Source organism: Mycobacterium timonense (assembly GCF_025821985.1).
In the GTDB taxonomy this organism is placed as follows: Bacteria; Actinomycetota; Actinomycetes; order Mycobacteriales; family Mycobacteriaceae; genus Mycobacterium; species Mycobacterium avium.
The window spans coordinates 219,373-245,225 of sequence record NZ_JACKSY010000008.1 but is presented as its reverse complement, the minus strand read 5'-3'; the positions used below and the strand labels follow the sequence as shown (position 1 = coordinate 245,225).

27 protein-coding genes are annotated in these 25,853 nt (G+C 68.8%); 19 read left to right on the top strand and 8 right to left on the bottom strand.

Annotation, left to right across the window (positions count from 1 at the left end; all coding sequences use genetic code 11):
* The first annotated feature begins 26 nt into the window (after window positions 1–26).
* Window positions 27–662 carry a TetR/AcrR family transcriptional regulator gene (locus H7I87_RS02345; RefSeq protein WP_011725761.1) on the top strand — a complete coding sequence of 212 codons (636 nt, stop codon included), beginning with the start codon at window positions 27–29 and terminating at the stop codon, window positions 660–662.
* Between the two features lie 31 nt (window positions 663–693).
* Window positions 694–1,626: an SDR family oxidoreductase gene (locus H7I87_RS02340; RefSeq protein ID WP_009978328.1), complete on the top strand. Its 933-nt coding sequence runs from the start codon at window positions 694–696 to the stop codon at window positions 1,624–1,626.
* On the opposite strand, the gene H7I87_RS02335 is transcribed toward H7I87_RS02340, so the two are convergent.
* Together H7I87_RS02335 and H7I87_RS02330 are read right to left on the bottom strand one after the other, a co-directional pair.
* Window positions 1,561–2,604: a DNA polymerase IV gene (locus tag H7I87_RS02335; protein ID WP_019732093.1), complete on the bottom strand. Its 1,044-nt coding sequence runs from the start codon at window positions 2,602–2,604 to the stop codon at window positions 1,561–1,563. The genes H7I87_RS02340 and H7I87_RS02335 overlap by 66 nt on opposite strands.
* Window positions 2,604–3,218 carry a TetR/AcrR family transcriptional regulator gene (locus H7I87_RS02330; protein ID WP_011725759.1) on the bottom strand — a complete coding sequence of 205 codons (615 nt, stop codon included), beginning with the start codon at window positions 3,216–3,218 and terminating at the stop codon, window positions 2,604–2,606. Before H7I87_RS02330 ends, H7I87_RS02335 begins: the two co-directional genes overlap by 1 nt.
* Before the next feature lie 93 nt (window positions 3,219–3,311).
* On the opposite strand from H7I87_RS02330, the gene H7I87_RS02325 reads away from it, so the two are divergent.
* From H7I87_RS02325 to H7I87_RS02300, 6 genes are all read left to right on the top strand, one after another.
* Window positions 3,312–3,866, top strand: a complete 555-nt coding sequence (locus H7I87_RS02325) for an NAD(P)H-dependent oxidoreductase (protein WP_033711901.1) — start codon at window positions 3,312–3,314, stop codon at window positions 3,864–3,866.
* 530 nt (window positions 3,867–4,396) lie between these two features.
* Entirely contained in the window at window positions 4,397–4,636 is a 240-nt protein-coding gene (locus H7I87_RS02320) for a redoxin NrdH (protein ID WP_003874933.1), read from the top strand.
* Window positions 4,637–4,678: 42 nt separating this feature from the next.
* Entirely contained in the window at window positions 4,679–5,131 is a 453-nt protein-coding gene (gene nrdI, locus H7I87_RS02315) for a class Ib ribonucleoside-diphosphate reductase assembly flavoprotein NrdI (protein WP_003874934.1), read from the top strand.
* Window positions 5,101–7,266: a class 1b ribonucleoside-diphosphate reductase subunit alpha gene (gene nrdE, locus H7I87_RS02310; RefSeq protein ID WP_024636978.1), complete on the top strand. Its 2,166-nt coding sequence runs from the start codon at window positions 5,101–5,103 to the stop codon at window positions 7,264–7,266. Before nrdI ends, nrdE begins: the two co-directional genes overlap by 31 nt.
* Window positions 7,267–7,402: 136 nt before the next feature.
* Window positions 7,403–8,143 (top strand): TetR/AcrR family transcriptional regulator, encoded by a 741-nt coding sequence (locus tag H7I87_RS02305; protein ID WP_003874936.1) that lies wholly within the window; start codon window positions 7,403–7,405, stop codon window positions 8,141–8,143.
* Between the two features lie 156 nt (window positions 8,144–8,299).
* The gene (locus H7I87_RS02300; RefSeq protein ID WP_019732094.1) at window positions 8,300–9,838 is read left to right on the top strand and encodes a flavin-containing monooxygenase; all 1,539 of its coding nucleotides are present in this window, start codon (window positions 8,300–8,302) and stop codon (window positions 9,836–9,838) included.
* Here H7I87_RS02300 and H7I87_RS02295 read toward each other — a convergent pair.
* Together H7I87_RS02295 and H7I87_RS02290 are read right to left on the bottom strand one after the other, a co-directional pair.
* Window positions 9,821–10,366, bottom strand: a complete 546-nt coding sequence (locus H7I87_RS02295; RefSeq protein ID WP_019732095.1) for a TetR/AcrR family transcriptional regulator — start codon at window positions 10,364–10,366, stop codon at window positions 9,821–9,823. The two genes, H7I87_RS02300 and H7I87_RS02295, sit on opposite strands and share 18 nt — an antisense overlap.
* The gene (locus H7I87_RS02290) at window positions 10,350–10,796 is read right to left on the bottom strand and encodes an SRPBCC family protein (protein WP_009978319.1); all 447 of its coding nucleotides are present in this window, start codon (window positions 10,794–10,796) and stop codon (window positions 10,350–10,352) included. Before H7I87_RS02290 ends, H7I87_RS02295 begins: the two co-directional genes overlap by 17 nt.
* Window positions 10,797–10,962: 166 nt before the next feature.
* Here H7I87_RS02290 and nrdF point away from each other — a divergent pair, with 166 nt between their 5' ends.
* Both nrdF and H7I87_RS02280 read left to right on the top strand, forming a co-directional pair.
* Window positions 10,963–11,937: a class 1b ribonucleoside-diphosphate reductase subunit beta gene (nrdF, locus tag H7I87_RS02285; RefSeq protein ID WP_011725752.1), complete on the top strand. Its 975-nt coding sequence runs from the start codon at window positions 10,963–10,965 to the stop codon at window positions 11,935–11,937.
* Window positions 11,938–12,017: 80 nt separating this feature from the next.
* Window positions 12,018–12,431 carry a DUF3349 domain-containing protein gene (locus H7I87_RS02280; protein WP_011725751.1) on the top strand — a complete coding sequence of 138 codons (414 nt, stop codon included), beginning with the start codon at window positions 12,018–12,020 and terminating at the stop codon, window positions 12,429–12,431.
* Window positions 12,432–12,441: 10 nt separating this feature from the next.
* Here H7I87_RS02280 and H7I87_RS02275 read toward each other — a convergent pair whose 3' ends face one another.
* Window positions 12,442–13,482, bottom strand: a complete 1,041-nt coding sequence (locus tag H7I87_RS02275) for an NAD(P)-dependent alcohol dehydrogenase (RefSeq protein WP_009978314.1) — start codon at window positions 13,480–13,482, stop codon at window positions 12,442–12,444.
* A 113-nt stretch (window positions 13,483–13,595) separates the two neighbouring features.
* On the bottom strand, window positions 13,596–14,690 hold the full coding sequence (locus tag H7I87_RS02270; RefSeq protein ID WP_023861045.1) for an iron-siderophore ABC transporter substrate-binding protein: 1,095 nt from the start codon (window positions 14,688–14,690) through the stop codon (window positions 13,596–13,598).
* 176 nt (window positions 14,691–14,866) lie between these two features.
* Here H7I87_RS02270 and ctaD point away from each other — a divergent pair, with 176 nt between their 5' ends.
* From ctaD to H7I87_RS02230, 8 genes are all read left to right on the top strand, one after another.
* The gene (gene ctaD / locus H7I87_RS02265) at window positions 14,867–16,612 is read left to right on the top strand and encodes an aa3-type cytochrome oxidase subunit I (protein ID WP_003878775.1); all 1,746 of its coding nucleotides are present in this window, start codon (window positions 14,867–14,869) and stop codon (window positions 16,610–16,612) included.
* 24 nt (window positions 16,613–16,636) lie between these two features.
* Window positions 16,637–17,872 (top strand): phosphoserine phosphatase SerB, encoded by a 1,236-nt coding sequence (gene serB / locus H7I87_RS02260; RefSeq protein WP_011725747.1) that lies wholly within the window; start codon window positions 16,637–16,639, stop codon window positions 17,870–17,872.
* Between the two features lie 64 nt (window positions 17,873–17,936).
* Window positions 17,937–18,779: an ABC transporter ATP-binding protein gene (locus tag H7I87_RS02255; RefSeq protein WP_011725746.1), complete on the top strand. Its 843-nt coding sequence runs from the start codon at window positions 17,937–17,939 to the stop codon at window positions 18,777–18,779.
* Entirely contained in the window at window positions 18,776–19,606 is an 831-nt protein-coding gene (locus H7I87_RS02250; RefSeq protein WP_023880959.1) for an NUDIX hydrolase, read from the top strand. The genes H7I87_RS02255 and H7I87_RS02250 overlap by 4 nt, the downstream gene beginning before the upstream one ends.
* Complete coding sequence (locus H7I87_RS02245) at window positions 19,603–20,367, top strand: enoyl-CoA hydratase (RefSeq protein ID WP_042632829.1); 765 nt, start codon at window positions 19,603–19,605, stop codon at window positions 20,365–20,367. The genes H7I87_RS02250 and H7I87_RS02245 overlap by 4 nt, the downstream gene beginning before the upstream one ends.
* 11 nt (window positions 20,368–20,378) lie before the next feature.
* The gene (locus H7I87_RS02240; RefSeq protein ID WP_003874949.1) at window positions 20,379–21,350 is read left to right on the top strand and encodes a class I SAM-dependent methyltransferase; all 972 of its coding nucleotides are present in this window, start codon (window positions 20,379–20,381) and stop codon (window positions 21,348–21,350) included.
* Window positions 21,351–22,526: a class I SAM-dependent methyltransferase gene (locus H7I87_RS02235; protein WP_023861047.1), complete on the top strand. Its 1,176-nt coding sequence runs from the start codon at window positions 21,351–21,353 to the stop codon at window positions 22,524–22,526.
* 72 nt (window positions 22,527–22,598) lie between these two features.
* On the top strand, window positions 22,599–23,282 hold the full coding sequence (locus H7I87_RS02230; RefSeq protein WP_009978305.1) for an esterase: 684 nt from the start codon (window positions 22,599–22,601) through the stop codon (window positions 23,280–23,282).
* Window positions 23,283–23,287: 5 nt separating this feature from the next.
* Here the strand turns inward: H7I87_RS02230 and H7I87_RS02225 are convergent, their stop codons facing one another.
* Both H7I87_RS02225 and H7I87_RS02220 read right to left on the bottom strand, forming a co-directional pair.
* A complete protein-coding gene (locus H7I87_RS02225) occupies window positions 23,288–23,665 on the bottom strand; it encodes a DUF6264 family protein (RefSeq protein ID WP_009978304.1) in 378 nt (125 codons plus the stop codon).
* A gap of 18 nt (window positions 23,666–23,683) precedes the next feature.
* Entirely contained in the window at window positions 23,684–24,955 is a 1,272-nt protein-coding gene (locus tag H7I87_RS02220; protein ID WP_009978303.1) for an outer membrane protein assembly factor BamB family protein, read from the bottom strand.
* 152 nt (window positions 24,956–25,107) lie between these two features.
* On the opposite strand from H7I87_RS02220, the gene H7I87_RS02215 reads away from it, so the two are divergent.
* On the top strand, window positions 25,108–25,845 hold the full coding sequence (locus tag H7I87_RS02215) for an acyltransferase (RefSeq protein WP_003874955.1): 738 nt from the start codon (window positions 25,108–25,110) through the stop codon (window positions 25,843–25,845).
* The last annotated feature ends 8 nt before the right edge of the window (window positions 25,846–25,853 follow it).

The window sequence follows — 25,853 nt, the reverse complement described above, 5'->3', positions numbered from 1 at the left end:
TGCGTGGCGTGGTGCAAGGTCGGGGAGTGACCAGCCACCCCGCCAATCCGGAGCCGGGCGCGCGACGGCGAGGCGACAAACAACGCCAGGCGATCCTGGCCGCGGTGCGTGAACTGCTGCAGGAAAAGCCGTTCGCCGAGCTGTCGGTCAGCACCATCAGCCTGCGCGCCGGGGTGGCCCGATCCGGCTTCTACTTCTATTTCGACTCCAAGTACGCGGTGCTGGCGCAGCTGATGGCCGAGGCCACCGAGGAGCTCGAGCAGCTCACCCAGTACTTCGCCCCGCGCCAGCCGGGCGAGTCGCCCGAGCAGTTCGCCAAGCGGATGGTCGGCAGCGCCGCGGCCGTCTACGCGCACAACGACCCGGTGATGACCGCCTGCAACGAGGCCCGCCACACCGACGTCGAGATCCGCAACCTGATGGACCAGCAGTTCGAGGTGGTGCTGGCCCAGATCGTCGGCATCGTCGAGGCCGAGATGAAGGCCGGGACGGCCAGGCCGATCAGCGACGACCTGCCGACGCTGATCCGCACCCTGGCCGGCACCACCGCGCTGATGCTGACCGGCGACCCGGTGCTGACCGGGCCGGACAGCGATCGCGACCGCCGGGTGGCGGTGCTCGAGCAGTTGTGGCTGCACGCGCTGTGGGCCGGCCGTCCCTAGCGCGGGTGGTACCGCCGGTATCGTCACCGCCATGGCGCAGAAGGCATCCGGGCGGTATTACGCGGGAAAGCGGTGTTTGGTCACCGGCGCGGCCAGCGGCATCGGCCGCGCCACGGCACTGCGGCTCGCCGCCCACGGCGCCGAGCTCTATCTGACCGACCGGGACGGCGACGGCCTGCGGCTCACGGTCGAGGACGCCCGCGCCCTGGGCGCGTCGGTCCCCGAGCATCGCGCGCTCGACATCGCCGACTACGACCAGGTGGCCTCCTTCGCCGCCGACATTCATGCCGCCCACCCGCCGATGGACGTGGTGCTCAACATCGCCGGCGTGTCGGCCTGGGGCACCGTCGACCGGCTCACCCACGAACAGTGGCGCAAGATGATCGACATCAACCTGATGGGTCCGATCCACGTCATCGAGACATTCGTCCCGCCCATGGTGGCCGCCGGGCGGGGCGGGCATCTGGCCAACGTGTCCTCGGCGGCCGGGTTGGTCGCGCTGCCCTGGCACGCCGCGTACAGCGCCAGCAAGTACGGGCTGCGGGGGCTGTCGGAGGTGCTGCGCTTCGACCTGGCCCGGCACCGCATCGGGGTGTCGGTGGTGGTGCCCGGCGCGGTGAACACCCCGCTGGTGAACACGGTGGAGATCGCCGGCGTGGACCGCGACGACCCCGACGTCGCCCGCTGGGTGCGGCGGTTCGCCGGCCATGCGGTGTCGCCGGAAAAGGCCGCCGACAAGATCCTGGCCGGGGTGGCCCGGAACCGGTACCTGATCTACACCTCGCCCGACATCCGGGCGTTGTACGCGTTCAAGAGACTGGCGTGGTGGCCCTACAGCGTGGCGATGCGCCAGGTGAACGTGATCTTCACCCGCGCGCTGCGGCCCGCCCCGGCGACGCTAGTCCGGCATGACCAGCTCGAGACGCACCCCGAGCAACCGGACCGGCCGGTCGAGCTCGAATAGGTCCAGCACGCGCAGCGCCGCGGCCACGATGACGTCGCGATCGGTGCTGGGCGCGTCGAGCTTGCGAATCTTGGTGCGGGTGTAGAAGGTGGCCGTGCGCACGGTCACCGCAACCCGGGTCACCACCCGGCCCGCCGCCAGCACCTCCGCCACCGCCTGATCGGCCAAATCCGTTACCGCCGTTTCCATTTCGGCGCGATCGGTGAGGTCCCGGGGAAACGTGACGACGTGGCTGCGCGAGCGCGGCACCCACGGTTGCGCGCTGACGTGGTCGTCGCCGCCACCCTTGGCGAGCAGCAGCAGCCACAACCCGGTGCGCGGCCCGAAGGTGGCCGTCAACAGTTCCGCGTCACTGTGGGCCAGTTGCCACACCGTCGTAATCTGAAGATCCGCAAGCTTTTTCGCGGTCTTGGGCCCCACACCCCACAGCGCGTCGACCGGACGGTCGGCCATCAGCGCCATCCAGTTCGCGTCGGTGAGCACGAAGACGCCGTCGGGTTTGGCAAAGCCGGTGGCGATCTTGGCGCGCTGCTTGTTGTCGCTGATGCCGACCGAACAGGACAGGCCGGTTTCCGAGGAGATGACGCCGCGGATCTGTTCGGCGACCTCGATCGGGTCCGTCGCCGTCACCGCGAGGTAGGCCTCGTCCCAGCCCCACACCTCCACCGGATGCCCGAGGTCGCGCAGCAGCCCCATCACCTGGTCGGACGCGGCGTCGTAGGCGGCCGGGTCGGACGGCAGGAACGTCACCCCCGAGTCTGGCGGGCAGCGGCGGGCGGCGGCGCGCAGCGGCATGCCCGCGCGGACGCCGAATTCGCGTGCCTCGTAGGAGGCGCAGGTGACGACCTTGCGCGGTTCGTTCGGGTCGCCGTTGCCGCCGACGATGACGGGCAGGCCGGCCAGTTCGGGACGGCGCCGCAACTCGACCGACGCCAGGAACTGGTCGAGGTCGACGTGCAGCACCCAGCGGGGGCTCATCAGTTACCGCACAGCTTGCGCGCCAGGCTTTCCCACGCGTCGCCCAACGTCTGCAGGGTGTGGCCGTGGTCGTTGAGCTGGTGGTGCACATAGTCGGCGTCGAGCAGCGCCAGCAGCGCGTCGGCCTGGGCGTCGAGGTCGCCGGTGGTGTGCGTCGCGGCCAGCAGCACCCGCACGTGGCGGCGCAGCACGGCGGACGGCGGGCCGTAGCGGGTCCGCGGGTCGCGGTTGGCCGCCGACAACAGCGCGTGGTGGGTGTGGGCGAAGCGCAACCGCTCCCGGCCGAAGGCCACCAGCCGATCCAGCGGCGGCGCGTCGGGCCCCAGCGGCGGCGGACCGAACAGAAACGCCTGCTGGATGGCGCGTTCGTCCTCGTCCAGCAGCACCATCATCAGACCCGCCCGGCTGCCGAACCGGCGGAACAAGGTGCCCTTGCCGACGCCGGCGGCCGCGGCGACGTCGTCCATCGTGACGGCATCGGCCCCGCGCTCGGCGACGAGGCGGCGAGCCGCGTCCAGCAGGAGTGCGCGATTGCGGGCAGCGTCGCCGCGTTCCGGCGCGGGAACCCGCGGATCGCAGAACCGCAGTTGACCCCGCTGCTCGACACCGCTCACTCCTGCACTTTAACGCTGCCGGAATAAAACGGACCATAGTCCGGTTGGCCCGTGCGAGGATGGACACCAACAACCGAAGGGAACTGGCGAATCGTGGCAATCAAAATCTTGGCATTAGTGGGAAGCCTGCGCTCGGCGTCGATCAACCGCCAGATCGCGGAGCTGGCGAGCGCTGTCGCCGGCGAGGACGTCGTCGTCACCGTCTTCGAGGGGCTCGGCGAGCTGCCGTTCTACAACGAGGAGATCGACGACGCGATGACCAGCGACGCGCCGACGCTGGCCCCGGTGGCCGCGCTGCGCGCCGCGGCGGCCGACGCCGACGCCGCGCTGGTGGTCACCCCCGAGTACAACGGCAGCATCCCGGCGGTCATCAAGAATGCGATCGACTGGCTGTCCCGCCCGTTCGGCGACGGCGCACTGAAGGGCAAGCCGCTGGCCGTCATCGGGGGGTCTTTCGGCCAGTACGGGGGAGTGTGGGCGCACGACGAGACCCGCAAGTCTTTCGGGATCGCCGGGGCGCGGGTGGTCGAGTCGATCAAGCTGTCCGTGCCGTTCAAGACGCTGGCCGGCAAGGCGCCCGCCGAGCATGCCGAACTGTCGGCGAACGTGCGCGACGTGGTCGGCAAGCTGGCCGCCGAGGTCGGCTGATTGGCGGAAATCGACAACCCGGTCACCGGGCGACCAGCGAGGTTGTGAGACCGGCATGGCAGAAGCCGCCAGCTTCGGCTGGCGGCTTTGCTGGCTGCGGGTGGGCCCGGCGCGGTTCGCGGCGTGATCCGGGCCTTGTCGGTGCCCGCTGCTATACCGATGGGCAGAGACGGCGTCCCCCCGGCGTGTGATCTGCGACACGCCGGGGCGGGTGTCCGAATTTGTCCGACACAGGCCTTACGACCAGGGAATTTCAAAATTGTTATTCAGAACATCTTGTATCTCGACATCTAGTGAGCCACTAGGTGTAGTGTTTCGAGCACCGGCAGATCCCAGGACCACCGAGCCCCGCGGGCGCGGCGGAACCCCCCGAAATCGGCGGCGAGTTGTCGAAGACAGGTCTTCGGCACCCGACCGCCGCAGGACGGGAATCCGGGGGCCTGCCGGATCGCTGAAGGTAGCAAACAAGCAGTCCAAAAGTAGTTGCCAGTCCGTTGGGTTCCCCCTCTTCCGCGAAGGAGCGGCATGCGATGACCATCACCGTGTACACCAAGCCGGCATGCGTGCAGTGCAGCGCCACCTACAAGGCGCTGGACAAGCACGGCATCGCCTACGAAAAGGTCGACATCACGCTCGACCCCGAGGCGCGTGACTACGTGATGGCGCTGGGATACCTGCAGGCTCCCGTCGTGGTGGCCGGAAGCGACCACTGGTCGGGTTTCCGGCCCGATCGGATCAAGGCGCTGGCCGGGGCGGAACTGAGCGCCTAGGCAACAGAGCGGCAAGACGTCAGGTAAGGAGGTTGCGCTGCCATGGACAGCACGGGACGCAACCTGGTCTATTTCTCCTCGGTCTCGGAGAATACCCACCGCTTCGTGCAGAAGCTGGGCATCCCGGCCATCCGGATACCGCTGCACGGGCGGATCGAGGTGGACCACCCGTACGTCCTGCTGCTGCCCACCTACGGCGGCGGGCGGGCCACGCCCGACCTCAACGCCGGGGGCTATGTCCCCAAACAGGTCATCGCCTTTTTGAACAATGAGCACAACCGTTCGTTGATCCGCGGCGTCATCGCCGCGGGCAACAACAACTTCGGCGCCGAATTCGCCTACGCGGGAAACGTGGTCTCGCGCAAGTGCGGCGTTCCGTACCTCTACCGCTTCGAACTGATGGGAACCCAGGACGACGTGGACGCCGTCCGAGCGGGCTTAGCTGAATTTTGGAAGGAACAGACGTGTCACCAACCGTCGCTGCAGAGCCTGTAACCGCCGGCGCTCATGGCTTGCCCGACGAAACGGACTACCATGCGCTGAACGCGATGCTGAACCTGTACGACGCGGACGGCAAGATCCAGTTCGACAAGGACGTCCTCGCCGCGCGCCAGTACTTTCTGCAGCACGTCAACCAGAACACCGTCTTCTTCCACAATCAGGACGAGAAACTCGACTACCTGATCCGCGAAAACTATTACGAGCGTGAGGTTCTCGACCAGTACTCGCGCAACTTCGTCAAGGCGCTGCTGGACCGCGCCTACGCCAAGAAGTTCCGCTTCCCGACCTTTCTGGGCGCCTTCAAGTACTACACCTCCTACACGCTGAAGACCTTCGACGGCAAGCGCTACCTGGAGCGCTTCGAGGACCGGGTGGTGATGGTCGCGCTCACCCTGGCCGCCGGCGACACCGGGCTGGCCGAGAAGCTGGTCGACGAGATCATCGAGGGCCGTTTCCAGCCGGCCACGCCGACGTTTTTGAACTCCGGCAAGAAGCAGCGCGGCGAGCCGGTGAGCTGCTTTCTGCTGCGCATCGAGGACAACATGGAGTCCATCGGGCGTTCGATCAACTCCGCGCTGCAGCTGTCCAAGCGCGGCGGCGGAGTCGCGTTGCTGCTGACCAACATTCGCGAGCACGGCGCGCCGATCAAGAACATCGAGAACCAGTCCTCGGGCGTCATCCCCATCATGAAGCTGCTGGAGGACTCGTTCTCCTACGCCAACCAGCTCGGGGCGCGCCAGGGGGCCGGCGCGGTGTACCTGCACGCCCATCACCCCGACATCTACCGCTTCCTGGACACCAAGCGCGAGAACGCCGACGAGAAGATCCGGATCAAGACGCTGAGCCTGGGCGTGGTGATCCCCGACATCACCTTCGAGCTGGCGAAGAAGAACGAGGACATGTACCTGTTCTCGCCGTACGACGTGGAACGCGTGTACGGGCTGCCGTTCGCCGACATCTCGGTGACCGAGAAGTACTACGAGATGGTCGACGACGCCCGCATCCGCAAGACCAAGATCAAGGCGCGGGAGTTCTTCCAGACGCTGGCCGAGCTGCAGTTCGAGTCGGGCTACCCGTACATCATGTTCGAGGACACGGTGAACCGGGCCAATCCCATCGACGGCAAGATCACCCACTCCAACCTGTGCTCGGAGATCCTGCAGGTCTCCACGCCGTCGTTGTTCAACGACGACCTGTCGTATGCCAAAGTGGGCAAGGACATTTCGTGCAACCTGGGTTCGCTGAACATCGCCAAGACGATGGACTCGCCCGACTTCGCCCAGACCATCGAGGTGGCCATCCGGGCGCTGACCGCCGTCAGCGACCAGACGCACATCACCTCGGTGCCCTCAATCGAGCAGGGCAACAACGATTCTCACGCGATCGGGCTCGGGCAGATGAACCTGCACGGGTACCTGGCCCGCGAGGGCATCTTCTACGGCTCCGAAGAGGGCATCGACTTCACCAACATCTACTTCTACACGGTGCTCTATCACGCGCTGCGCGCGTCGAACCGCATCGCGATCGAACGCGGCACGCACTTCAAGGGTTTCGAGCGCTCCAAGTACGCGTCGGGGGAGTTCTTCGACAAGTACACCGAGCAGGTGTGGGAGCCCGCGACCGAGAAGGTGCGCCAGCTCTTCGCCGACGCCGGCATCCGCATCCCCACCCAGGACGACTGGAAGCGGCTGAAGGAGTCGGTGCAGGCGCACGGCATCTACAACCAGAACCTGCAGGCGGTGCCGCCGACCGGGTCGATCTCCTACATCAACCACTCGACGAGCTCGATCCACCCGATCGTGTCGAAGGTCGAGATCCGCAAGGAGGGCAAGATCGGGCGGGTCTACTACCCGGCGCCCTACATGACCAACGACAACCTGGAGTACTACCAGGACGCCTACGAGATCGGTTACGAGAAGATCATCGACACCTACGCCGCGGCCACCCAGCACGTCGACCAGGGGCTGAGCCTGACGCTGTTCTTCAAGGACACCGCCACCACCCGCGACGTCAACAAGGCGCAGATCTACGCCTGGCGCAAGGGCATCAAGACGCTCTACTACATCCGGTTGCGCCAGATGGCGCTGGAGGGAACCGAGGTCGAGGGCTGCGTGTCCTGCATGCTGTGATCCCTCCCGCCGAACGTGTAGCTGTTGCGACTTTTCGGCTCGAATTTCGCAACCAGCGCACGTTCGGCGAGGTGCGGACGCGCCGATCTGCCCAGGTCAGAAGCCGCCACCGGGTACAGTGCTTGACGTGGTGAGAATGCCCCGACCTGCCAGGCCCCACTCGGCTACCAAGCCGGGGGCCAAGGTCGACGCGCGCAGCGAACGCTGGCGCGAGCACCGCAAGAAGGTCCGCAACGAGATCGTCGACGCTGCGTTTCGCGCCATCGACCGGCTCGGACCCGAGCTGTCCGTGCGCGAGATCGCCGAAGAGGCCGGCACCGCCAAGCCCAAGATCTACCGGCATTTCCACGACAAGTCCGACCTGTTCCAGGCCATCGGCGAGCGGCTGCGCGACATGCTGTGGACGGCGATCTTCCCGTCCATCGACCTGAAGACCGACTCGGCGCGCGAGGTGATCCGGCGCAGCGTCGAGGAGTACGTCACCCTGGTCGACAAGCATCCCAATGTGCTGCGGGTGTTCATTCAGGGGCGCTCGACGGGCACCCCCCAGTCGACGGTCACCATCCTCAACGAGGGCCGCGAGATCACCCTGGCCATGGCCGACCTGTTCGACAACGAGCTGCGCGAGATGGAGCTGGACCACGCGGCCGTCGAGTTGGCCGCCCATGCCGCCTTCGGGTCGGCGGCCTCGGCCACCGAGTGGTGGCTGGGCCCCGAACCGGACAGCCCGCGGCTGATGTCGCGGGCCCAGTTCGTCGCGCACCTGAGCACCATCATGATGGCGGTGATCATCGGCACCGCGGAGACGCTGGGCATCACCATGAACCCTGACCAGCCGATTCACGACGCCGTGGTGAGAAAGCCCGCGGTGAGCTGAGCCGCCCCCCGGCGTTGACAGCGCCGGGGCATATCGATAAAACTCGTCCAAACCGATACCCTGGGTACCGGGTATCTGCGCCAGCGGGGTGGCTACGGCCGACGATGCCAGCGAGCGCCGACCTGAGACAGGCCTGGATAGAAGGACCGAACGACCGTGACCGACGTCGTGACACACACCGAAACCGCGCCCACCCCGGCGGCCAAGGCCGCCAAGCCGGTGCATACCCGCGCCGTCATCATCGGCACCGGGTTCTCCGGCCTGGGGATGGCGATCGCGCTGCAGAAACAGGGCGTGGGCTTCGTCATCCTGGAAAAGGCCGACGACATCGGCGGCACCTGGCGAGACAACAGCTATCCCGGCTGCGCCTGCGACATCCCGTCGCACCTCTACTCGTTCTCGTTCGAGCCCAAGCCCGACTGGAAGAACCCGTTCTCCTACCAGCCGGAGATCTGGGACTACCTCAAGGGCGTCACCGAGAAGTACGGCCTGCGCCGCTACATCGAGTTCAACTCGCTGGTGGATCGCGCCCACTGGGACGACGACGAGCACCGCTGGCACGTGTTCACCACCGACGGGCGCGAATACGTCGCGCAGTTTTTGATCTCGGGCGCCGGCGCGCTGCACATCCCGTCGCTGCCCGACATCGAGGGGCGCGACGAATTCGCCGGTCCCGCTTTCCATTCCGCCGAGTGGGACCACACCGTCGACCTGACCGGCAAGCGGGTCGCGGTGATCGGCACCGGCGCCAGCGCCATCCAGATCGTGCCGGAGATCGTCGGCCAGGTCGCCGAACTTCAGCTCTACCAACGCACTCCGCCGTGGGTGGTGCCGCGGTCCAACCCGGAGATCCCGCCGGCCGTGCGCGCCGCCATGGAGAACGTGCCCGGGCTGCGCGCGCTGGTGCGCCTGGCCATCTACTGGGGGCAGGAGGCCCTGGCGTTCGGCATGACCAAGCGGCCGAACCTGCTCAAGGTCATCGAGGCCTACGCGAAATACAACATTCGCCGCTCGGTCAAGGACAAGGAGTTGCGGCGCAAGCTGACTCCGCACTACCGGATCGGCTGCAAGCGAATCCTGAACTCCTCCACCTATTACAGCGCGGTCGCCGACCCCAAGACCGAACTGGTCACCGATCACATCGCGCGGATCACGCCCGACGGCATCGTCACCGCCGACGGAACGCACCGCCCGGTCGATGTCATCGTGTACGCCACCGGTTTTCACGTCACCGACTCCTACACCTACGTCCAGATCAAGGGACTGCACGGCGAGGATCTGGTGGACCGCTGGAACCGCGAGGGTATCGGCGCGCACCGCGGCATCACCGTGGCCGACGTGCCCAACCTGTTCTTTCTGCTGGGTCCCAACACCGGGCTGGGGCACAACTCCGTGGTGTTCATGATCGAATCCCAAATCCGTTACGTCGCAGACGCGATCGCCACCTGCGACAAGCTGGGCGCCCAGGCGCTGGCGCCGACCCGGGCCGCGCAGGACAGGTTCAACGACGAGCTGCAGCGCCGGCTGGGCCCGTCGGTGTGGAACAGCGGCGGCTGCAGCAGTTGGTATCTGGACGAGCACGGCAAGAACACCGTGCTCTGGGGCGGCTACACCTGGGAGTACTGGCGGGCGACCCGGGCGGTCAAACCGCAGGAGTACCAGTTCTACGGGATCGGCTCACGCGCCGGCGTTTAACAGGTTGACGAACGCCCGGGCGGCCGCGTCCACGCCGGCCTCGTCGCCGGTGGCCACCAGATCCAGCAGCAGGCCGCGGATGACGGCCAGGCCGAGTCGCGCCGTCGCCGGGTCGAACGGCGCCCCGGCGTGGCTTTCGGCTTGCCGCAGCCAGTCGTCGACGGCGTCGGGAAGCATTCGGGCGAAAGGCTTTTCGCCCTGGGCGGCGCGCGAGTAGCACTCGAAGAAGAGGCGCTCGAATTCGCGCAGCTCGGGTCGGCGCAGATCGGCCCACATCGCGGCGAAGCCCTCGGCCGGCTCGCGGGGCAGTTCGGTCAGCACCCGCATCTGCCGGTGCTCCACCTCCTCGACGATCGCCAGCAGCAGGCCTTCCCGGGATCCGAAGTGGTGCAACAGCATTCGATGACTGGTGCCGACGGCCTCGGCCACCCGGCGCAGCGATCGGTCGCCGATGCCGCCGGCGGCGAACTCGGCGATCAGGCCATCGAGCAGTTCCCGGCGCCGCTGCAGGTCAGGGGTGCGCGCCATCGGCGCGGCTGAGTAGCTCGGCCCGGGCCTTGAGGCCCCGGGCTTCGAGCGCCAGAAAGCGCTTGGTCTTCTTGGCCATCAGCCGGCCCACCAGGGCGCCGAGCGCGCCGCGCTGATCCAGCTGCTGGCGCACCAGGGTACCGCCTCCGGGTCGCGCGCTGACGTGATGGGTGGCGGCGACCCGCGCGCCGGGGGAGCGCTGCACCCAGGTCCACGACGCGCCGGGTATGAGCTCGGTGACCTGCCAGACCAGCTTGGCCATGCCGGGTTGCTTGATGGCGAACCGTCGGCCGACGGCCAGGGCGGGCCCGTCCAGGCCGGTCAGCGACGTCACCGACGCCGTCCACTCCGGCCAGCGCTCGACGTCGGTGAAGACGTCCCAAACCAACCGCGGCGGCGCGTCGATCTCGACGCTGTCCTCGGTAAACATGTACCAGATGGTACATCACGCGCGCCGCATACTGGAGGGGAAACGATCGAACGGCGTCGGCGACACGCAAACACAACTTCTTGTGTTGCACCGCGTTGTCGTACCCCAGGGGTAGTGTTTGGAGCCTGACGTCCTCCGGCACTACGGCGCGTGAAGTGGGGTTCTGGTGAGCGAAAACATGAAGCTGATTGACCGCCTTTCGGCGATCAACTGGAACCGGCTGCAAGACGACAAGGACGCCGAGGTGTGGGACCGCCTGACCGGCAACTTCTGGCTGCCCGAGAAGGTGCCGGTGTCCAACGACCTGCAGTCGTGGGCCACCCTGACCGCCCACGAGAAGCAGATGACCATGCGGGTGTTCACCGGCCTGACGCTGCTGGACACCATCCAGGGCACGGTCGGCGCGGTCAGCCTAATCCCCGATGCGCTGACCCCGCACGAGGAGGCCGTCTACACCAACATCGCCTTCATGGAGTCGGTGCACGCGCGCAGCTACAGCAACATCTTCTCCACACTGTGTTCGACCGCCGAGATCGATGACGCGTTCCGCTGGTCGGAGGAGAACCCCAACCTGCAGCGCAAGGCCGAGATCGTGATGCAGTACTACAAGGGCGACGAGCCGCTCAAGCGCAAGGTCGCCTCCACGCTGCTGGAGAGCTTCCTGTTCTACTCCGGCTTCTACCTGCCGATGTACTGGTCGAGCCGGGCCAAGCTGACCAACACCGCCGACATGATCCGGCTGATCATCCGCGACGAGGCCGTGCACGGCTACTACATCGGCTACAAGTACCAGCGCGGCCTGGCGCTGGTCGACGACGCCAAACGTCAAGAGCTCAAGGACTATACGTACGAATTGCTGTTCGAGCTCTACGACAACGAGGTGGAGTACACGCAGGATCTCTACGACGAGGTGGGGCTGACCGAGGACGTCAAGAAGTTCCTGCGCTACAACGCCAACAAGGCGCTGATGAACCTCGGCTACGAGGCGCTGTTCCCGCGCGACGAGACCGACGTGAACCCGGCGATCCTGTCGGCGCTGTCGCCCAACGCCGACGAGAACCACGACTTCTTCTCCGGCTCGGGCTCGTCCTACGTGATCGGCAAGGCCGTCGTCACCGAGGATGAGGACTGGGACTTCTAGCAGCTGAACGGCGCATGAATTGTGGGTATGGCGGCACGGCCCGCTGGCGTCGGTGACACCGCTGCCCTGACACTGGTGGGGTGACGAATACCGCCGCCTCCCAGACCGTCAACTTCTGCCGCTCAGTGCTGCGCTGGCTGCGGGCCGGCTACCCCGAGGGTGTCCCCGGGCCGGACCGGGTGCCGCTGCTGGCGCTGCTGCGCAGCACGCCGCTGACCGAGGAGCAGATCGCCGAGGTGGTGCGCGAAATCACCAAGGACGGATCCCCGGCGATCGCCGACGGTGTGATCAACCGCGACGAGATCGCCGAATTCATCTCCGGCATGACGCATTACGACGCCGGGCCGGAGAACATCATTCGGGTCGCCGCCAGGCTGGCCGCCGCGGGCTGGCCGCTGGCCGGCATCGACGTCAGCGAGGTGATCCCCGGTGATGACTTCGCCGAGTCCGCCGAGATCGCGGCGCGAGGTCAGGCACCGGGGGTCGCCTCATAGGCTCATAGCCTCACAGCTTCGAGATGTCGATGACGAAGCGGTAGCGCACGTCGCTGGCCAGCACGCGCTCGTAGGCCTCGTTGATGTAGTCGGGCTCGATCAGCTCGATCTCCGGCGTCACGTTGTGCTCGGCGCAGAAGTCCAGCATCTCCTGGGTCTCGGCGATGCCGCCGATGTTCGACCCGGACAGGCTGCGCCGCGCCAGCGCCAGCGGGAACGCGCCCACCTCCATCGGGTGCTCGGGGATGCCCAGCTCGACCAGCGTGCCGTCGACGTCGAGCAGGCTCAGATAGTCGTTGAGCTTGAGGTTCGCCGACACGGTGTTGAGCATCAGGTCGAAGCTGCCGCGCAGCTTCGTGAAGGTGTCGGGGTCGGCGGTGGCGTGGTAGTGCTTGGCGCCCAGCCGCAGCCCGTCCTCCATCTTCTTCAGCGACTGCGACAGCACCGTCACCTCGGCGCCCATCGCCGCACCCAGCTTGACGCCCATGTGCCCCAGGCCGCCCAGGCCGACGATCGCCAACCGGGTGCCGGGCCCGGCCTTCCAGTGCCGCAGCGGCGAGAACAGCGTGATGCCCGCGCACAGCAGCGGGGCCGCCTTGTCCAGCGGCAGCGAGTCGGGGATGCGCACGACGAAGTCCTCGTCGACCACGATCGCCTGGCTGTAGCCGCCCTGGGTGACCGAGCCGTCCCTGTCGATCGAGTTGTAGGTGAAGGTCGCGCCGCGCTTGCAGTACTGCTCCAGCCCGGCCGTACAGCTGCTGCACTGCCGGCAGGAGTTCACCATGCAGCCCACGCCGACGTGGTCGCCCACCTTGTACTTGGTGACCTCTGCGCCCACCTCGGTGACGACGCCGGCGATCTCGTGGCCCACCACCACCGGGTAATTCGTGTGGCCCCATTCACCTTTCGCGGTGTGGATGTCGGAGTGGCAGATGCCGGCGAACTTGATGTCGATGGCCACGTCGCGCGGGCCGGGGTCGCGCCGCTCGATGGTGGTCTTGGTCAATGGTTCGGTCGCCGACGTGGCGGCGTACGCCGAAACGGTGCTCATGAATGTCCCTCTTCCAGCCGTGCTTTCCCAAAAAGTTTAGCTAAGGTAATGGTTCTGGCGCCAACCGGCGCGGCGAAGATCACGTTGTCGCGTGGGGGATACCCGCCGGCGGCTCAGTTGATCGGGGCGTTCACCAGCCGCAGGTCGTCGACGATGCCGCGGGCCGCGATCAGGCCCTGGCCGGTCTGCCAGATCTCGTCGTTGACGACGTAGACGCGGTTGTCGCGATTGGCGGACAGCTTGCGCCACGGGCCGCTGTCCAGGACGGTGGCGGCCCGGTCGGCCGCGGCCGGCGTGGCGCAGGACAGGTAGACGACGTCGGCGTCGGCGACCGAGAGGTCCGGATTCTTGGCCAGGTCCGCGTCGGTGGCGCCGATCTCGAGATAGGGCTTGTCCGTGAACCGCTGGGCGGCCGGCCGGTCCACCCCGACCGCGCCCAGCACGCTGGCCGGGAAGTTGTTGGCGCCGAACACCCGGATGCTGCCGGTCGTCAACTGCACGATCGACGCCTGGAAATGGGAGGCGTCATGGCGTGCGCCCACGTCGCCGGCCCGTTGCGAAAAGCCGCTGAGCAGCCCGTCGACCGCGCCGGCGCGGGCGGTGGCGGCGCCGACGGCGCGCAGGTTGTCCCGCCACGCCGCGCCCGGCGCCGCGGTGAACACCGTGGGGGCGATCGCGGCCAGCTGCGGGTACAACGCGGGCGTCAGCCCCTGCGAGCCCAGGATGAGATCGGGGTGGGCCGCCGCGATGGCCTTCACGTCGGGGTGCGATCGGCTGCCCACGCCGGGCACGCCGCGCACGGCGCCGCCGAGGTAGGCGGGCTGGCCCGAGGCGCCGTCCGGCAGGGCGGCGCCGACCACCCGCGACTGCAGACCCAGCGCGCACAGCGCGTCGAGCTGGTCACCGGCGAGCACCACGATGCGCTGCGGATCGGCGGACACCTGCACGGGCGCCGGGTCGCCGCCGGGCGCGTTGTGGACCTGCCGCTTCGCCGGACCCGGATCGGCCTCGGCGGCGTCGCGGGCGCACGACTCGTCGGGCCGGCGGTCGTTGCCCAGCACCCCGGCGCCGGCGATCTGGGTGGTGGGAGTGACCAGCGAACGCGTCGTCGTCGCGGCGGGCCTGTCGGATCCGCAGCCGCCGCACGCCACCACCAGCGCCGCCGTCACCGCGGCCAGCCGGGCCGGCCTGATCACGCCGAACAACACGGCTCAGACGCTAACATCCGGCCAGCGTGGTCCCGCCGCGCCGACAGACCTGCCGCGCCGGTCAGCCGTTTACGACAGTTTGTAGGACCAGCCCTGACGTCGTCATGATCGACGGCTAAGATTCGTTGGAATAGTGATGTTGGGCCAGTGTCCGATCCGGATGTTTGGAGAAGCTGTTGACAGCCGAAGCGCCCCCCTTGGGAGAACTCGAGGCCGTTCGTCCGTACCCGGACCGCACCGGTCCCAAAGGGAACCTCGTCTACAAACTGATCACGACGACCGATCACAAGATGATCGGCATCATGTACACCGTCACCTGCTTCGCCTTCTTCTTCATCGGCGGGCTGATGGCGTTGCTGATGCGCACCGAGCTGGCCGCGCCCGGGCTGCAGTTCCTGTCGAACGAGCAGTTCAACCAGCTGTTCACCATGCACGGCACGATCATGCTGCTGCTGTACGCCACCCCGGTGGTGTTCGGTTTCGCCAACCTGGTGCTGCCGCTGCAGATCGGCGCGCCCGACGTGGCCTTCCCGCGGCTCAACGCCTTCTCGTTCTGGCTGTTCCTGTTCGGCGGGCTGATCGCGGCGTCCGGCTTCATCGTGCCGGGCGGGGCCGCCGACTTCGGCTGGACCGCCTACACCCCGCTGTCTGACGCCGTGCACTCGCCCGGCGCCGGGGGAGACCTGTGGATCACCGGCCTGATCGTCGCCGGTCTGGGCACCATCCTGGGTGCGGTCAACATGATCACCACCGTGGTCTGCATGCGCGCGCCCGGCATGACGATGTTCCGGATGCCGATCTTCACCTGGAACATCCTGGTGACCTCCATCCTGATCCTGATCGCCTTCCCGATCCTGACCGCGGCGCTGTTCGGGCTGGCCGCCGACCGCCATCTGGGCGCCCATGTCTACGACGCCGCCAACGGCGGAGTTCTGTTGTGGCAGCACCTGTTCTGGTTCTTCGGCCATCCCGAGGTGTACATCATCGCGTTGCCGTTCTTCGGGATCATCACCGAGATCATCCCGGTGTTCGCGCGCAAGCCGGTGTTCGGCTACACCACGCTGGTGTACGCGACGCTGTCGATCGCGGCGCTGTCGGTCGCGGTGTGGGCGCACCACATGTTCGCCACCGGAGCCGTTCTGCTGCCGTTCTTTTCGTTCATGACGTACCTGATCGCGGTGCCGACCGGGATCAAGTTCTTCAACTGGATCGGCACGATGTGGAAGGGGCAGTTGACATTTGAGACGCCGATGCTGTTCTGCGTCGGCTTCCTGCTCACCTTCCTGCTGGGTGGTCTGACCGGCGTGATGCTGGCCAGCCCGCCGCTGGACTTCCACGTCACCGACACCTATTTCGTGGTCGCGCACTTCCACTACGTGCTGTTCGGCACCATCGTGTTCGCCACCTTCGCGGGGGTCTACTTCTGGTTCCCGAAGATGACCGGCCGCCTGCTCGACGAGCGGCTGGGCAAGCTGCACTTCTGGTTGACGTTCATCGGGTTCCACACCACCTTCCTGGTGCAGCACTGGCTGGGCGATTTGGGCATGCCGCGCCGCTACGCCGACTACCTGCCCAGCGACGGCTTCCAGCCCTACAACGTCGCCTCCACCGTCGGGGCGTTCATCCTGGGCGCCTCGATGTTCCCGTTCGTCTGGAACGTCTTCAAGAGCTGGCGCTACGGCGAGGTCGTCACCGTCGACGACCCGTGGGGTTACGGCAACTCGCTGGAGTGGGCGACCAGCTGCCCGCCGCCGCGGCACAACTTCACCGAGCTGCCCCGAATCCGTTCGGAGCGGCCGGCATTCGAGTTGCACTACCCGCACATGGTGGAACGGCTGCGCGCCGAGGCGCACGTGGGTCGCGCGCACGGCCCGGCGGACAAGGACGTCACCCGGCTGGACGACGTCCAGGTTCGCAGCTGATGGCCTGACGGGCGGCTGCCGGGCGTGAACTCACCACCCAAGGTGTCGGTGCTGATCACCGTCACCGGCGTGGACCAGCCGGGCGTGACGGCGACCCTGTTCGAGGTGCTGTCGGGGCACGGGGTCGAGCTGCTCAACGTCGAACAGGTGGTGATCCGGCACCGGCTGACGCTGGGGGTGCTGGTGTGCTGCCCCGCCGACGTCGCCGACGGGCCCGCGCTGCGCCACGACGTGGAGGCGGCCATCCGCAAGGTCGGCCTGGACGTCAGCATCGAACGCAGCGACGATGTGCCGATCATCCGGGAGCCCTCGACGCACACCATCTTCGTGCTGGGCCGGCCCATCACCGCGGCCGCGTTCGGCGCGGTGGCCCGCGAGGTGGCCGCGCTGGGCGTCAACATCGACCTGATCCGCGGCGTGTCCGACTATCCGGTGATCGGGCTGGAGCTGCGGGTCTCGGTGCCGCCGGGGGCCGACGGGGCGCTGCGCACCGCGCTGAACCGGGTGTCCAGCGAGGAGCACGTCGACGTCGCCGTCGAGGACTACACCCTGGAACGGCGGGCCAAGCGGCTCATCGTGTTCGACGTGGACTCGACGCTGGTGCAGGGCGAGGTCATCGAGATGCTGGCGGCCAAGGCGGGCGCCGAGGGCCAGGTCGCCGCGATCACCGACGCCGCGATGCGTGGCGAGCTGGACTTCGCGCAGTCGCTGCAGCAGCGGGTGGCCACGCTCGCCGGCCTGCCCGCCACGGTGATCGACGAGGTGGCCGGCCAGCTGGAGCTGATGCCCGGCGCCCGGACCACGCTGCGCACGCTGCGCCGGCTGGGGTATGCCTGCGGCGTGGTGTCGGGGGGCTTCCGCCGGATCATCGAGCCGCTGGCCGAGGAGCTGATGCTGGACTACGTGGCGGCCAATGAGCTGGAGATCGTGGACGGCACACTCACCGGCCGGGTGGTCGGGCCGATCATCGATCGGGCCGGAAAGGCCACGGCGCTAAGGGAATTCGCGCAGCGGGCCGGGGTGCCCATGGCGCAGACCGTCGCCGTGGGCGACGGCGCCAACGACATCGACATGCTGGCCGCGGCCGGGCTGGGCATCGCGTTCAACGCCAAGCCGGCGCTGCGCGAGGTCGCCGACGCGTCGCTGAGCCACCCGTATCTGGACACGGTGCTGTTCCTGCTCGGGGTGACCCGCGGCGAGATCGAGGCCGCCGACGCGATCGACGGCGAGGTGCGCCGGGTGGAGATCCCGCCGGAGTAAGCGCGGCGAGTAATCGCGGCGACCCGGCAGGTGTGCGGGCGTCGCGGTACGGCACGATGGTCGGGTGCCCGAAAACGACAGTGCGGCAGCCGACCCCGATCTGCTGATCGAGTTGCGCGACGTGTCGCTGCGGCGCGGCGGCAACGTCTTGGTCGGGCCGCTGGACTGGGCGGTCGAACTGGACGAGCGGTGGGTGATCGTCGGGCCCAACGGGGCCGGCAAGACCTCGCTGCTGCGGATCGCCGCGGCGGCCGAACACCCTTCGTCGGGCGTGGCTTTCGTGCTCGGCGAGCGGCTGGGCCGGGTCGACGTGACGGAGTTGCGGTCGCGGATCGGGCTCAGTTCCTCGGCGCTGGCGCAGCGGGTGCCCAGCGACGAGGTGGTGCGCGATCTGGTCGTGTCGGCCGGCTACGCGGTGCTGGGCCGGTGGCGGGAGCGCTACGAGGACGTCGACTACCGCCGGGCCGTCGACATGCTGGAGAGCCTGGGGGCCGAGCACCTGGCCGACCGCAGCTACGGGACGCTGTCCGAAGGCGAGCGCAAGCGGGTGCTGATCGCCCGCGCGCTGATGACCGACCCCGAGCTGCTGCTGCTCGACGAGCCCGCCGCGGGCCTGGACCTGGGCGGCCGTGAGGAGCTGGTGGCGCGGCTGGCCGACCTGGCCGCCGACCCCGACGCACCCGCGCTGGTGCTGGTCACCCATCACGTCGAGGAGATACCGCCGGGTTTCAGTCACTGCATGCTGCTCTCGGAGGGGCGGGTGGTGGCCGCCGGACTGCTGACCGACGTGCTCACCTCGGAGAATCTGTCCACCGCGTTCGGCCAGGCGATCGCGCTCGACGTCGTCGACGGGCGCTACTTCGCGCGGCGCGTCCGCACCCGCGCAGCCCACCGGAGGCAGCTATGACCTCACCCGAGGAAGCCCCGCTCGTCCCGCGGCCTGCGGCCACCGTGATGCTGGTCCGCGAAGCCCCAACCGGCCTGAAGGTGTTCCTGATGCGACGGCACTCCCGGATGGAGTTCGCGGCCGGGGTGATGGTGTTTCCCGGCGGCGGCGTCGACGAGCGCGACCGCAACGCCGACCTGGGCGGGTTGGGGGCGTGGGCCGGACCGCCGCCGCAGTGGTGGGCGCAGCGCTTCGGCATCGAACCCGACCTGGCCGAGGCGCTGGTGTGCGCGGCGGCCCGCGAGACGTTCGAGGAGTCGGGGGTACTGTTCGCCGGGCCGGCCGGTGCGCCGGACAGCATCGTCGGCGACGCCTCGGTGTACCGCGACGCCCGCCGCGCGCTGGCCGACGGGACGCTGTCGTTCGCGGACTTCCTGCGCACCGAAAAGCTGGAGCTGCGTTCGGATCTGTTGCGGCCGTGGGCCAACTGGGTCACCCCGGAGGCCGAGCGCACCCGCCGCTACGACACCTACTTCTTCGTCGGGGCCCTGCCGCAGGGTCAGCGCGCCGACGGGCAGAACACCGAATCCGACCGGGCGGGCTGGACGACGCCGGAGGCCGCGCTCGAGGACTTCTCGGCCGGCCGCAGCTTCCTGCTGCCGCCGACGTGGACACAGCTGGACTCGTTGGCCGGGCGGACCGTCGCGGACGTGCTGGCGGTGCAGCGCCAGATCGCTCCGGTGCAGCCGCATGTGGAGATCCGGGGCGACAACTGGGTGTTCGAGTTCTTCGACTCCGACCGCTACCACCGGGCGCGGGAGGCCGGCGGGCTGGGGTGGCGGCATTGAACGAGTTCGTCAGCGTCGTGGTCAGCGACGGCTCCCGGGACGCCGGGCTGGCGATGTTGTTGGTGTCGCGCCCGCCGACCAACGCGTTGAGCCGCCAGGTGTACCGCGAGGTGATCGCGGCGGCCGACGAGCTCGGGCGGCGCGACGACGTGGCCGCGGTGATCCTGTTCGGCGGCCACGAGATCTTCTCCGCCGGCGACGACATGCCCGAGCTGCGCACGCTGCGCGGCGCCGAGGCCGAGACCGCGGCCCGGGTCCGCCGCGACGCCATCGACGCCGTGGCGGCCATCCCCAAGCCGACCGTGGCCGCGATCACCGGCTACGCGTTGGGCGCCGGGCTCACCCTGGCGCTGGCCGCCGACTGGCGGATCAGCGGCGACAACGTCAAATTCGGCGCGACCGAGATCCTGGCCGGCCTGGTGCCCGGCGGTGACGCGCTGGCCCGCCTGACCCGGGTGGCCGGCGCGAGCAAGGCCAAGGAGCTGGTGTTCAGCGGCCGGTTCTTCGACGCCGAGGAGGCCCTGGCGCTGGGGCTGATCGACGAAATGGTGGCCCCCGACGACGTGTACGACGCCGCCGCGGCGTGGGCGCGCCGGTTTCTGGACGGCCCGCGGCACGCGCTGGCCGCCGCCAAGGCCGGTGTCGACGCCGTGTTCGAGCTGCCCCGCGCCGAGCGGCTCGCCGCCGAACAGCGGCGCTACGTGGAGGTGTTCTCCGCTGGTCAGGGCGGCGACGCGGGGGCGGATCCGCACGGCGGTTAGGCTTGCCCTTCATGACCAGATCGACCGACGCCGTTCCGACGCCGCACGCCACCGCCGAACAGGTGGAAGCCGCCCGGCACGACAGCAAGCTGGCCCAGGTGCTCTACCACGACTGGGAAGCCGAGACCTACGACGAGAAGTGGTCGATCTCCTATGACCAGCGCTGCATCGACTACGCGCGCGGCCGCTTCGACGCCATCGTCCCCGAGCACGTGCTGCGCGAGCTGCCCTACGACCGGGCACTCGAATTGGGTTGTGGCACAGGGTTTTTCCTGCTCAACCTGATCCAGTCCGGGGTGGCGCGGCGCGGGTCGGTGACCGACCTGTCGCCGGGCATGGTCAAGGTCGCCACCCGCAACGGGCAGTCGCTGGGCCTGGACATCGACGGCCGGGTCGCCGACGCCGAGGGCATCCCCTACGAGGACGACACCTTCGACCTGGTCGTCGGCCACGCCGTGCTGCACCACATCCCCGATGTCGAGCTGTCGCTGCGGGAGGTGATCCGGGTGCTGCGCCCGGGCGGCCGGTTCGTCTTCGCCGGCGAGCCGACCAGCGCCGGCGACGTCTACGCCCGCGAGCTGTCCACGCTGACCTGGCGGATCGCCACCAACGTCACCAAGCTTCCCGGGCTGGGCAGCTGGCGGCGCCCGCAGGCCGAACTCGACGAATCCTCCCGGGCCGCCGCGCTGGAGGCCATCGTCGACCTGCACACCTTCACCCCCGGCGACCTGGAGCGGATGGCGGCCAACGCCGGCGCCACCGAGGTGCGCACCGTCAGCGAGGAGTTCACCGCCGCGATGTTCGGCTGGCCGGTGCGCACCTTCGAGGCCTCGGTGCCGCCCGGGCGGCTGGGCTGGGGCTGGGCGAAATTCGCGTTCAACGGCTGGAAGACGTTGAGCTGGGTGGACGCCAACATCTGGCGCCGCGTCGTCCCGAAGGGCTGGTTCTACAACGTGATGGTGACCGGGGTCAAACCCACCTGAGTGTTCAGCCTCCCCGACGTCGCCTACCTGCGGTCCGACGCGGGTGTGGACGCCCTGGCGGCCGTCGCCGAACTCGAGCTGAGCGACGCGACCCGGATCGCTGACATCGCCGCCGCCCGCGCCCGATTCGGCGAGCGGACCCCGCTGCTGGTGGAGACCGTGCTGTTGCGCCGCCGCGCCTCGGAGAAACTGGGCGAGCTAGGCGCGTCGGACTGGCTGTTCACCGACGAGGCGTTGCAGCAGGCCACCGCGGCGCCGGTGGCGGTGCACCGGGCCGGGCGGCTGGCCGGGCCGGGCCTCGTTGTGCACGACGTGACCTGTTCGATCGGCACCGAACTGGCCGCGCTGCGCGCCCGTGGGGTGACGGCGGTGGGCAGCGACATCGATCCGGTGCGGCTGGCGATGGCGCGCCACAACATCGGCTCGGCGGCCTGGCTGTGCCGCGCCGACGCGCTGCACCCGGTCACCCGCGACGCGGTGCTCATCGTCGACCCCGCGCGACGCGTTGACGGTCGGCGGCGGTTGCGCATCGATGACTACCAGCCCGCCCTCAGCCCGCTGCTGGACAGCTACCGCGGCCGGGATTTCGTCGTAAAGTGTGCTCCCGGAATCGATTTCGAACAGGTGCGACGGCTCGGCTTCGCCGGGGAGATCGAGGTGACGTCGTATCGCGGTTCGGTCCGGGAGGCGTGCCTGTGGTCGGCGGGGTTGACCCAGTCCGGGGTGCGGCGGCGGGCGACGGTGCTCGATCGCGGCGAACAGATCACCGACACTGACCCGGACGACTGCCCGGTGCGCCCGGTGGGGCGCTGGATCGTCGACCCGGACGGCGCCGTGGTGCGGGCCGGGCTGGTGCGCCACTACGGCGCCCGGCACGGGCTGTGGCAGCTCGACCCCGACATCGCCTACCTCTCCGGCGATCAGCTGCCCGCGACCGTGCGCGGGTTGCGGGTGCTCGAGCAGCTGGCCTTCGACGAACGACGGCTTCGGCAGGCTTTGACGGCCTCGGACTGCGGGGCGCTGGAGGTATTGGTGCGTGGGGTGCGGGTGGACCCCGACGCGCTGCGCAAACGGATGCGGCTGCGCGGGAGTCGCCCGCTGTCGGTGGTGATCACCCGGATCGGCGCGCGGACCTCCGGGCAGGTGACGGCGTTCGTCTGCCAACCCTCCCGGTAGCGCCCGGGTACGCTGGCGGCGGTCCCATTTCCGCCGCCCCCGCCCTGGCACGTCTGCGAGGACAAATCCACGATGCGTTATCTGCTAGCCGCTGCGTTGCTCGCGCCGGCGGTCTTGTTGGGCTGGCCGGCCGCCGCCGAGCCCCCGTCGTGCGCCGCCCTCGGCGGCAGCCTTGAGGACGGGCAGATGTGCCGGCTGCGCGCCGCCGGGCCCAACTACACCATCAACATGGTGTTTCCCGCCGACTACCCCGACGAGCAGGCCCTGACCGACTACATCACCCAGAACCGGGACGGCTTCGTCAACGTCGCGCAGAGTTCCGGCGGGCGGGATCAGCCCTACCAGTTGGAGGCCACCACCGAGCAGCACAGCGCCGGGCAGCCGCCGCACAACACCCGCAGCGTCGTGCTCAAGTTCTTCCAGGACGTCGGGGGAACCCGGTCGTCGATCTGGTACAAGGCGTTCAACTACAACCTGGGCACCAAGCAGCCGCTGACCTTCGACAATCTGTTTGCGCCCAACACCGCCCCGCTGGACGCGATCTTCCCGATCGTGCAGCGCGACCTGGAACGCCAAACCCCGTTGGGCGCCGCGATTTTGCCCTCCACCGGGCATGACCCGTCGCACTACCAGAACTTCGCCATCACCGACGACCAGCTGATCTTCTACTTCGCCCCCGGCGAGATGCTGCCGGCGTTCGGCGGGCCAGTGCAGGCCCAGGTGCCCCGCAACGCGATCCCACCGCTGGCGATCTAACCGGCTCAGACCGGTCCGGCCCGCAGCTCCATCGCCGCGGCGGCGACCGCCAACGCCACCTGCGCCAGGCAGCCGATGATCGGGACGAAAAACGCCCGCTTGCGGCGCACCAGCAAGACCACCGCGACCGCGATGTCGAGGACCAGCAGGGCGGCGCCGGCCCAGATGTTCAGGTTCATGGCCCGGTCGATCCAGGCGGGGTCGCCGCACTTTTGGTAGCCGCACGGGTCGGTGCTCATCACCAGCAGTCCCAGCAGCACGTAGGTCGCCGCGAACAGGCCGCCGTGCACGACCAGCAACACCAGCGTGGCCACCAGGTCGGCGGTGTTGGTGGTGGCGACGTCACCGGTCCGGGGGCTGGTCGTTGGGTCGTCGATCGGCACGCCAACAGTATGGCCGGCTCAGGCCGGTGCGAAACCGTAAACCTGGCCGTCGCTGATCGCGGCCACCACCCGGCGATCGGTGCCGACCGAAACGCCCAGCGGATAGCCGGTCGCCGCCGGCAGCGGATAGCTGTTCAGCGTGTGACCGTCACCGGGATCGAAGACCAGCACCGACATCCCCGGCGCGCCGTTGGCCGGGGGCCCGCTGACCACCGTGTAGCCGACACCCGCCAGGCTGGACGACGACAGCGGGATCAGGTCGTCGCGGCGCCACACCTGGTCGGCGTGGTCGCCGGCGTCCCGGAACGCCGCCAGCCGGGTGTCCGGGCCGCCGCCCGCCACGATCAGCCCCTGCGGGGTGACCGCCGGCGGCGTCTGCGCCAAAAACCCCAGCGGTGCGGACCACTTCACCTTCGCGTCCGCCGCGCGCAGCGCCCACAGCCGCTGGTCGCGCCCGTTGACGTAGACCGTCGACCCGTCCGCGGACAGCACCGGGCTGGCGATGACACCGGCGCCCACCGCGTCGCTGGTCCACTCCCGGGTCAGCAGCGGGGACTGCCCGGGGTGATACTTCAGCCCCACCAGGCCCGCGCTGGGCGCGCCCGGCTGCCAGACGCCGAGCACCACCATCCCGGTGGCCGCCGAGAAGGCGGGGGCGGCCGGCACCGGGCAATCCGGGCGGGCCGGCGCGCAATCGGCCAGCCCGCGCGTCGCGTCGGTGGGATCGACGCCGTCCACCAGATCCAGCGGGCTGCCGGCCACCTGGCCGCGATGGGAGTCGAAGACCAGCACCTGTCCCAGATGCGTGACCACCAGCAACTGGCCGTGCCCGAGGAACCGCGGGGTGGTGGGCATGCCGATCACCGGCTGGCGCCAGCGGGTCCACTGGGTCACCGGAAACGACAGGAACGCCCCGGGCTGGCCGACGTAGAGGTTGTCGAAGCCGTCGAGCAGCGGGCCGGCGAAGCCGCCGCCCTGGACCAGCCGCACGCACCAGCGCTGCCGGCCGTTGTCGTTGTTCTCCCACTCCATCAGCGAACAGCCGGCCGGGGTCTGGGCGTTGAGGCCCAGGTAACCGCGGGCGCTCAGCGCCGGCCCGGCGGCCAGGCTGCCCTTGACCGAGCGGGTCCACTGCAACGCGAGCTTGCTGGCCCCGCCGGTGCTGGTGTAGCCGCTGTTGGCGGCGTCCGCGTACTGGGCCGGCCAGCCTTGCGCGGCCGACGCTTCCACCCACGAGTCGGTGTTGCCGCACGCGCCGGCCCCCGCCGTGACGACCGCCGCCAGCAGCATCGATGACCATCGCCGAAGACGGCTGAGGAGTTGTCGGGCAAGCACCTCGATTTCCCAAATCCTTCCGCGGCCGTCGGCTTGACTCGCCTCGATGAGCAGCGATCGAGTACAGGTGAGGGTAACCCGTGGCTGCTTCGATAGGCTGTCCGGCCATGACGACCATGTGGGGCGCTCCACTCCATCGCCGTTGGCGTGGATCGAATCTGCGCGACCCGCGCCAGGCCAAATTCCTCACCCTGGCCTCGCTGAAATGGGTGCTGCGCAACCGCGCCTACACCCCCTGGTACCTGGTGCGGTATTGGCGGCTGCTGAAGTTCAAGCTGGCCAACCCGCACATCATTACCCGCGGCATGGTGTTTCTGGGCAAGGGCGTGGAGATCCATGCCACGCCCGAGCTCGCGCAGCTCGAGATCGGCCGCTGGGTGCACATCGGCGACAAGAACACCATCCGCGCGCACGAGGGCTCGCTGCGGTTCGGTGACAAGGTGGTGCTGGGCCGCGACAACGTGATCAACGCCTACCTGGACATCGAGCTCGGCGATTCGGTGTTGATGGCCGACTGGTGCTACGTCTGCGATTTCGACCACCGCATGGACGACATCAACGTCCCGATCAAGGACCAGGGGATCGTCAAGTCCCCGGTCCGCATCGGGCCGGACACCTGGGTGGGGGTGAAGGTGACGGTGCTGCGCGGCACCTCCATCGGGCGCGGCTGCGTGCTCGGCTCGCACGCGGTGGTCCGCGGTGTCATCCCGGACTACTCGATCGCGGTCGGCGCACCGGCCAAGGTGGTCAAGAATCGTCAGCTGTCCTGGGAGAGTTCGGCCGCGCAGCGGGCCGAGCTGGCCGCCGCGCTGGCCGACATCGAACGAAAGAAGGCCTCCCGCTAGCTTTTTGG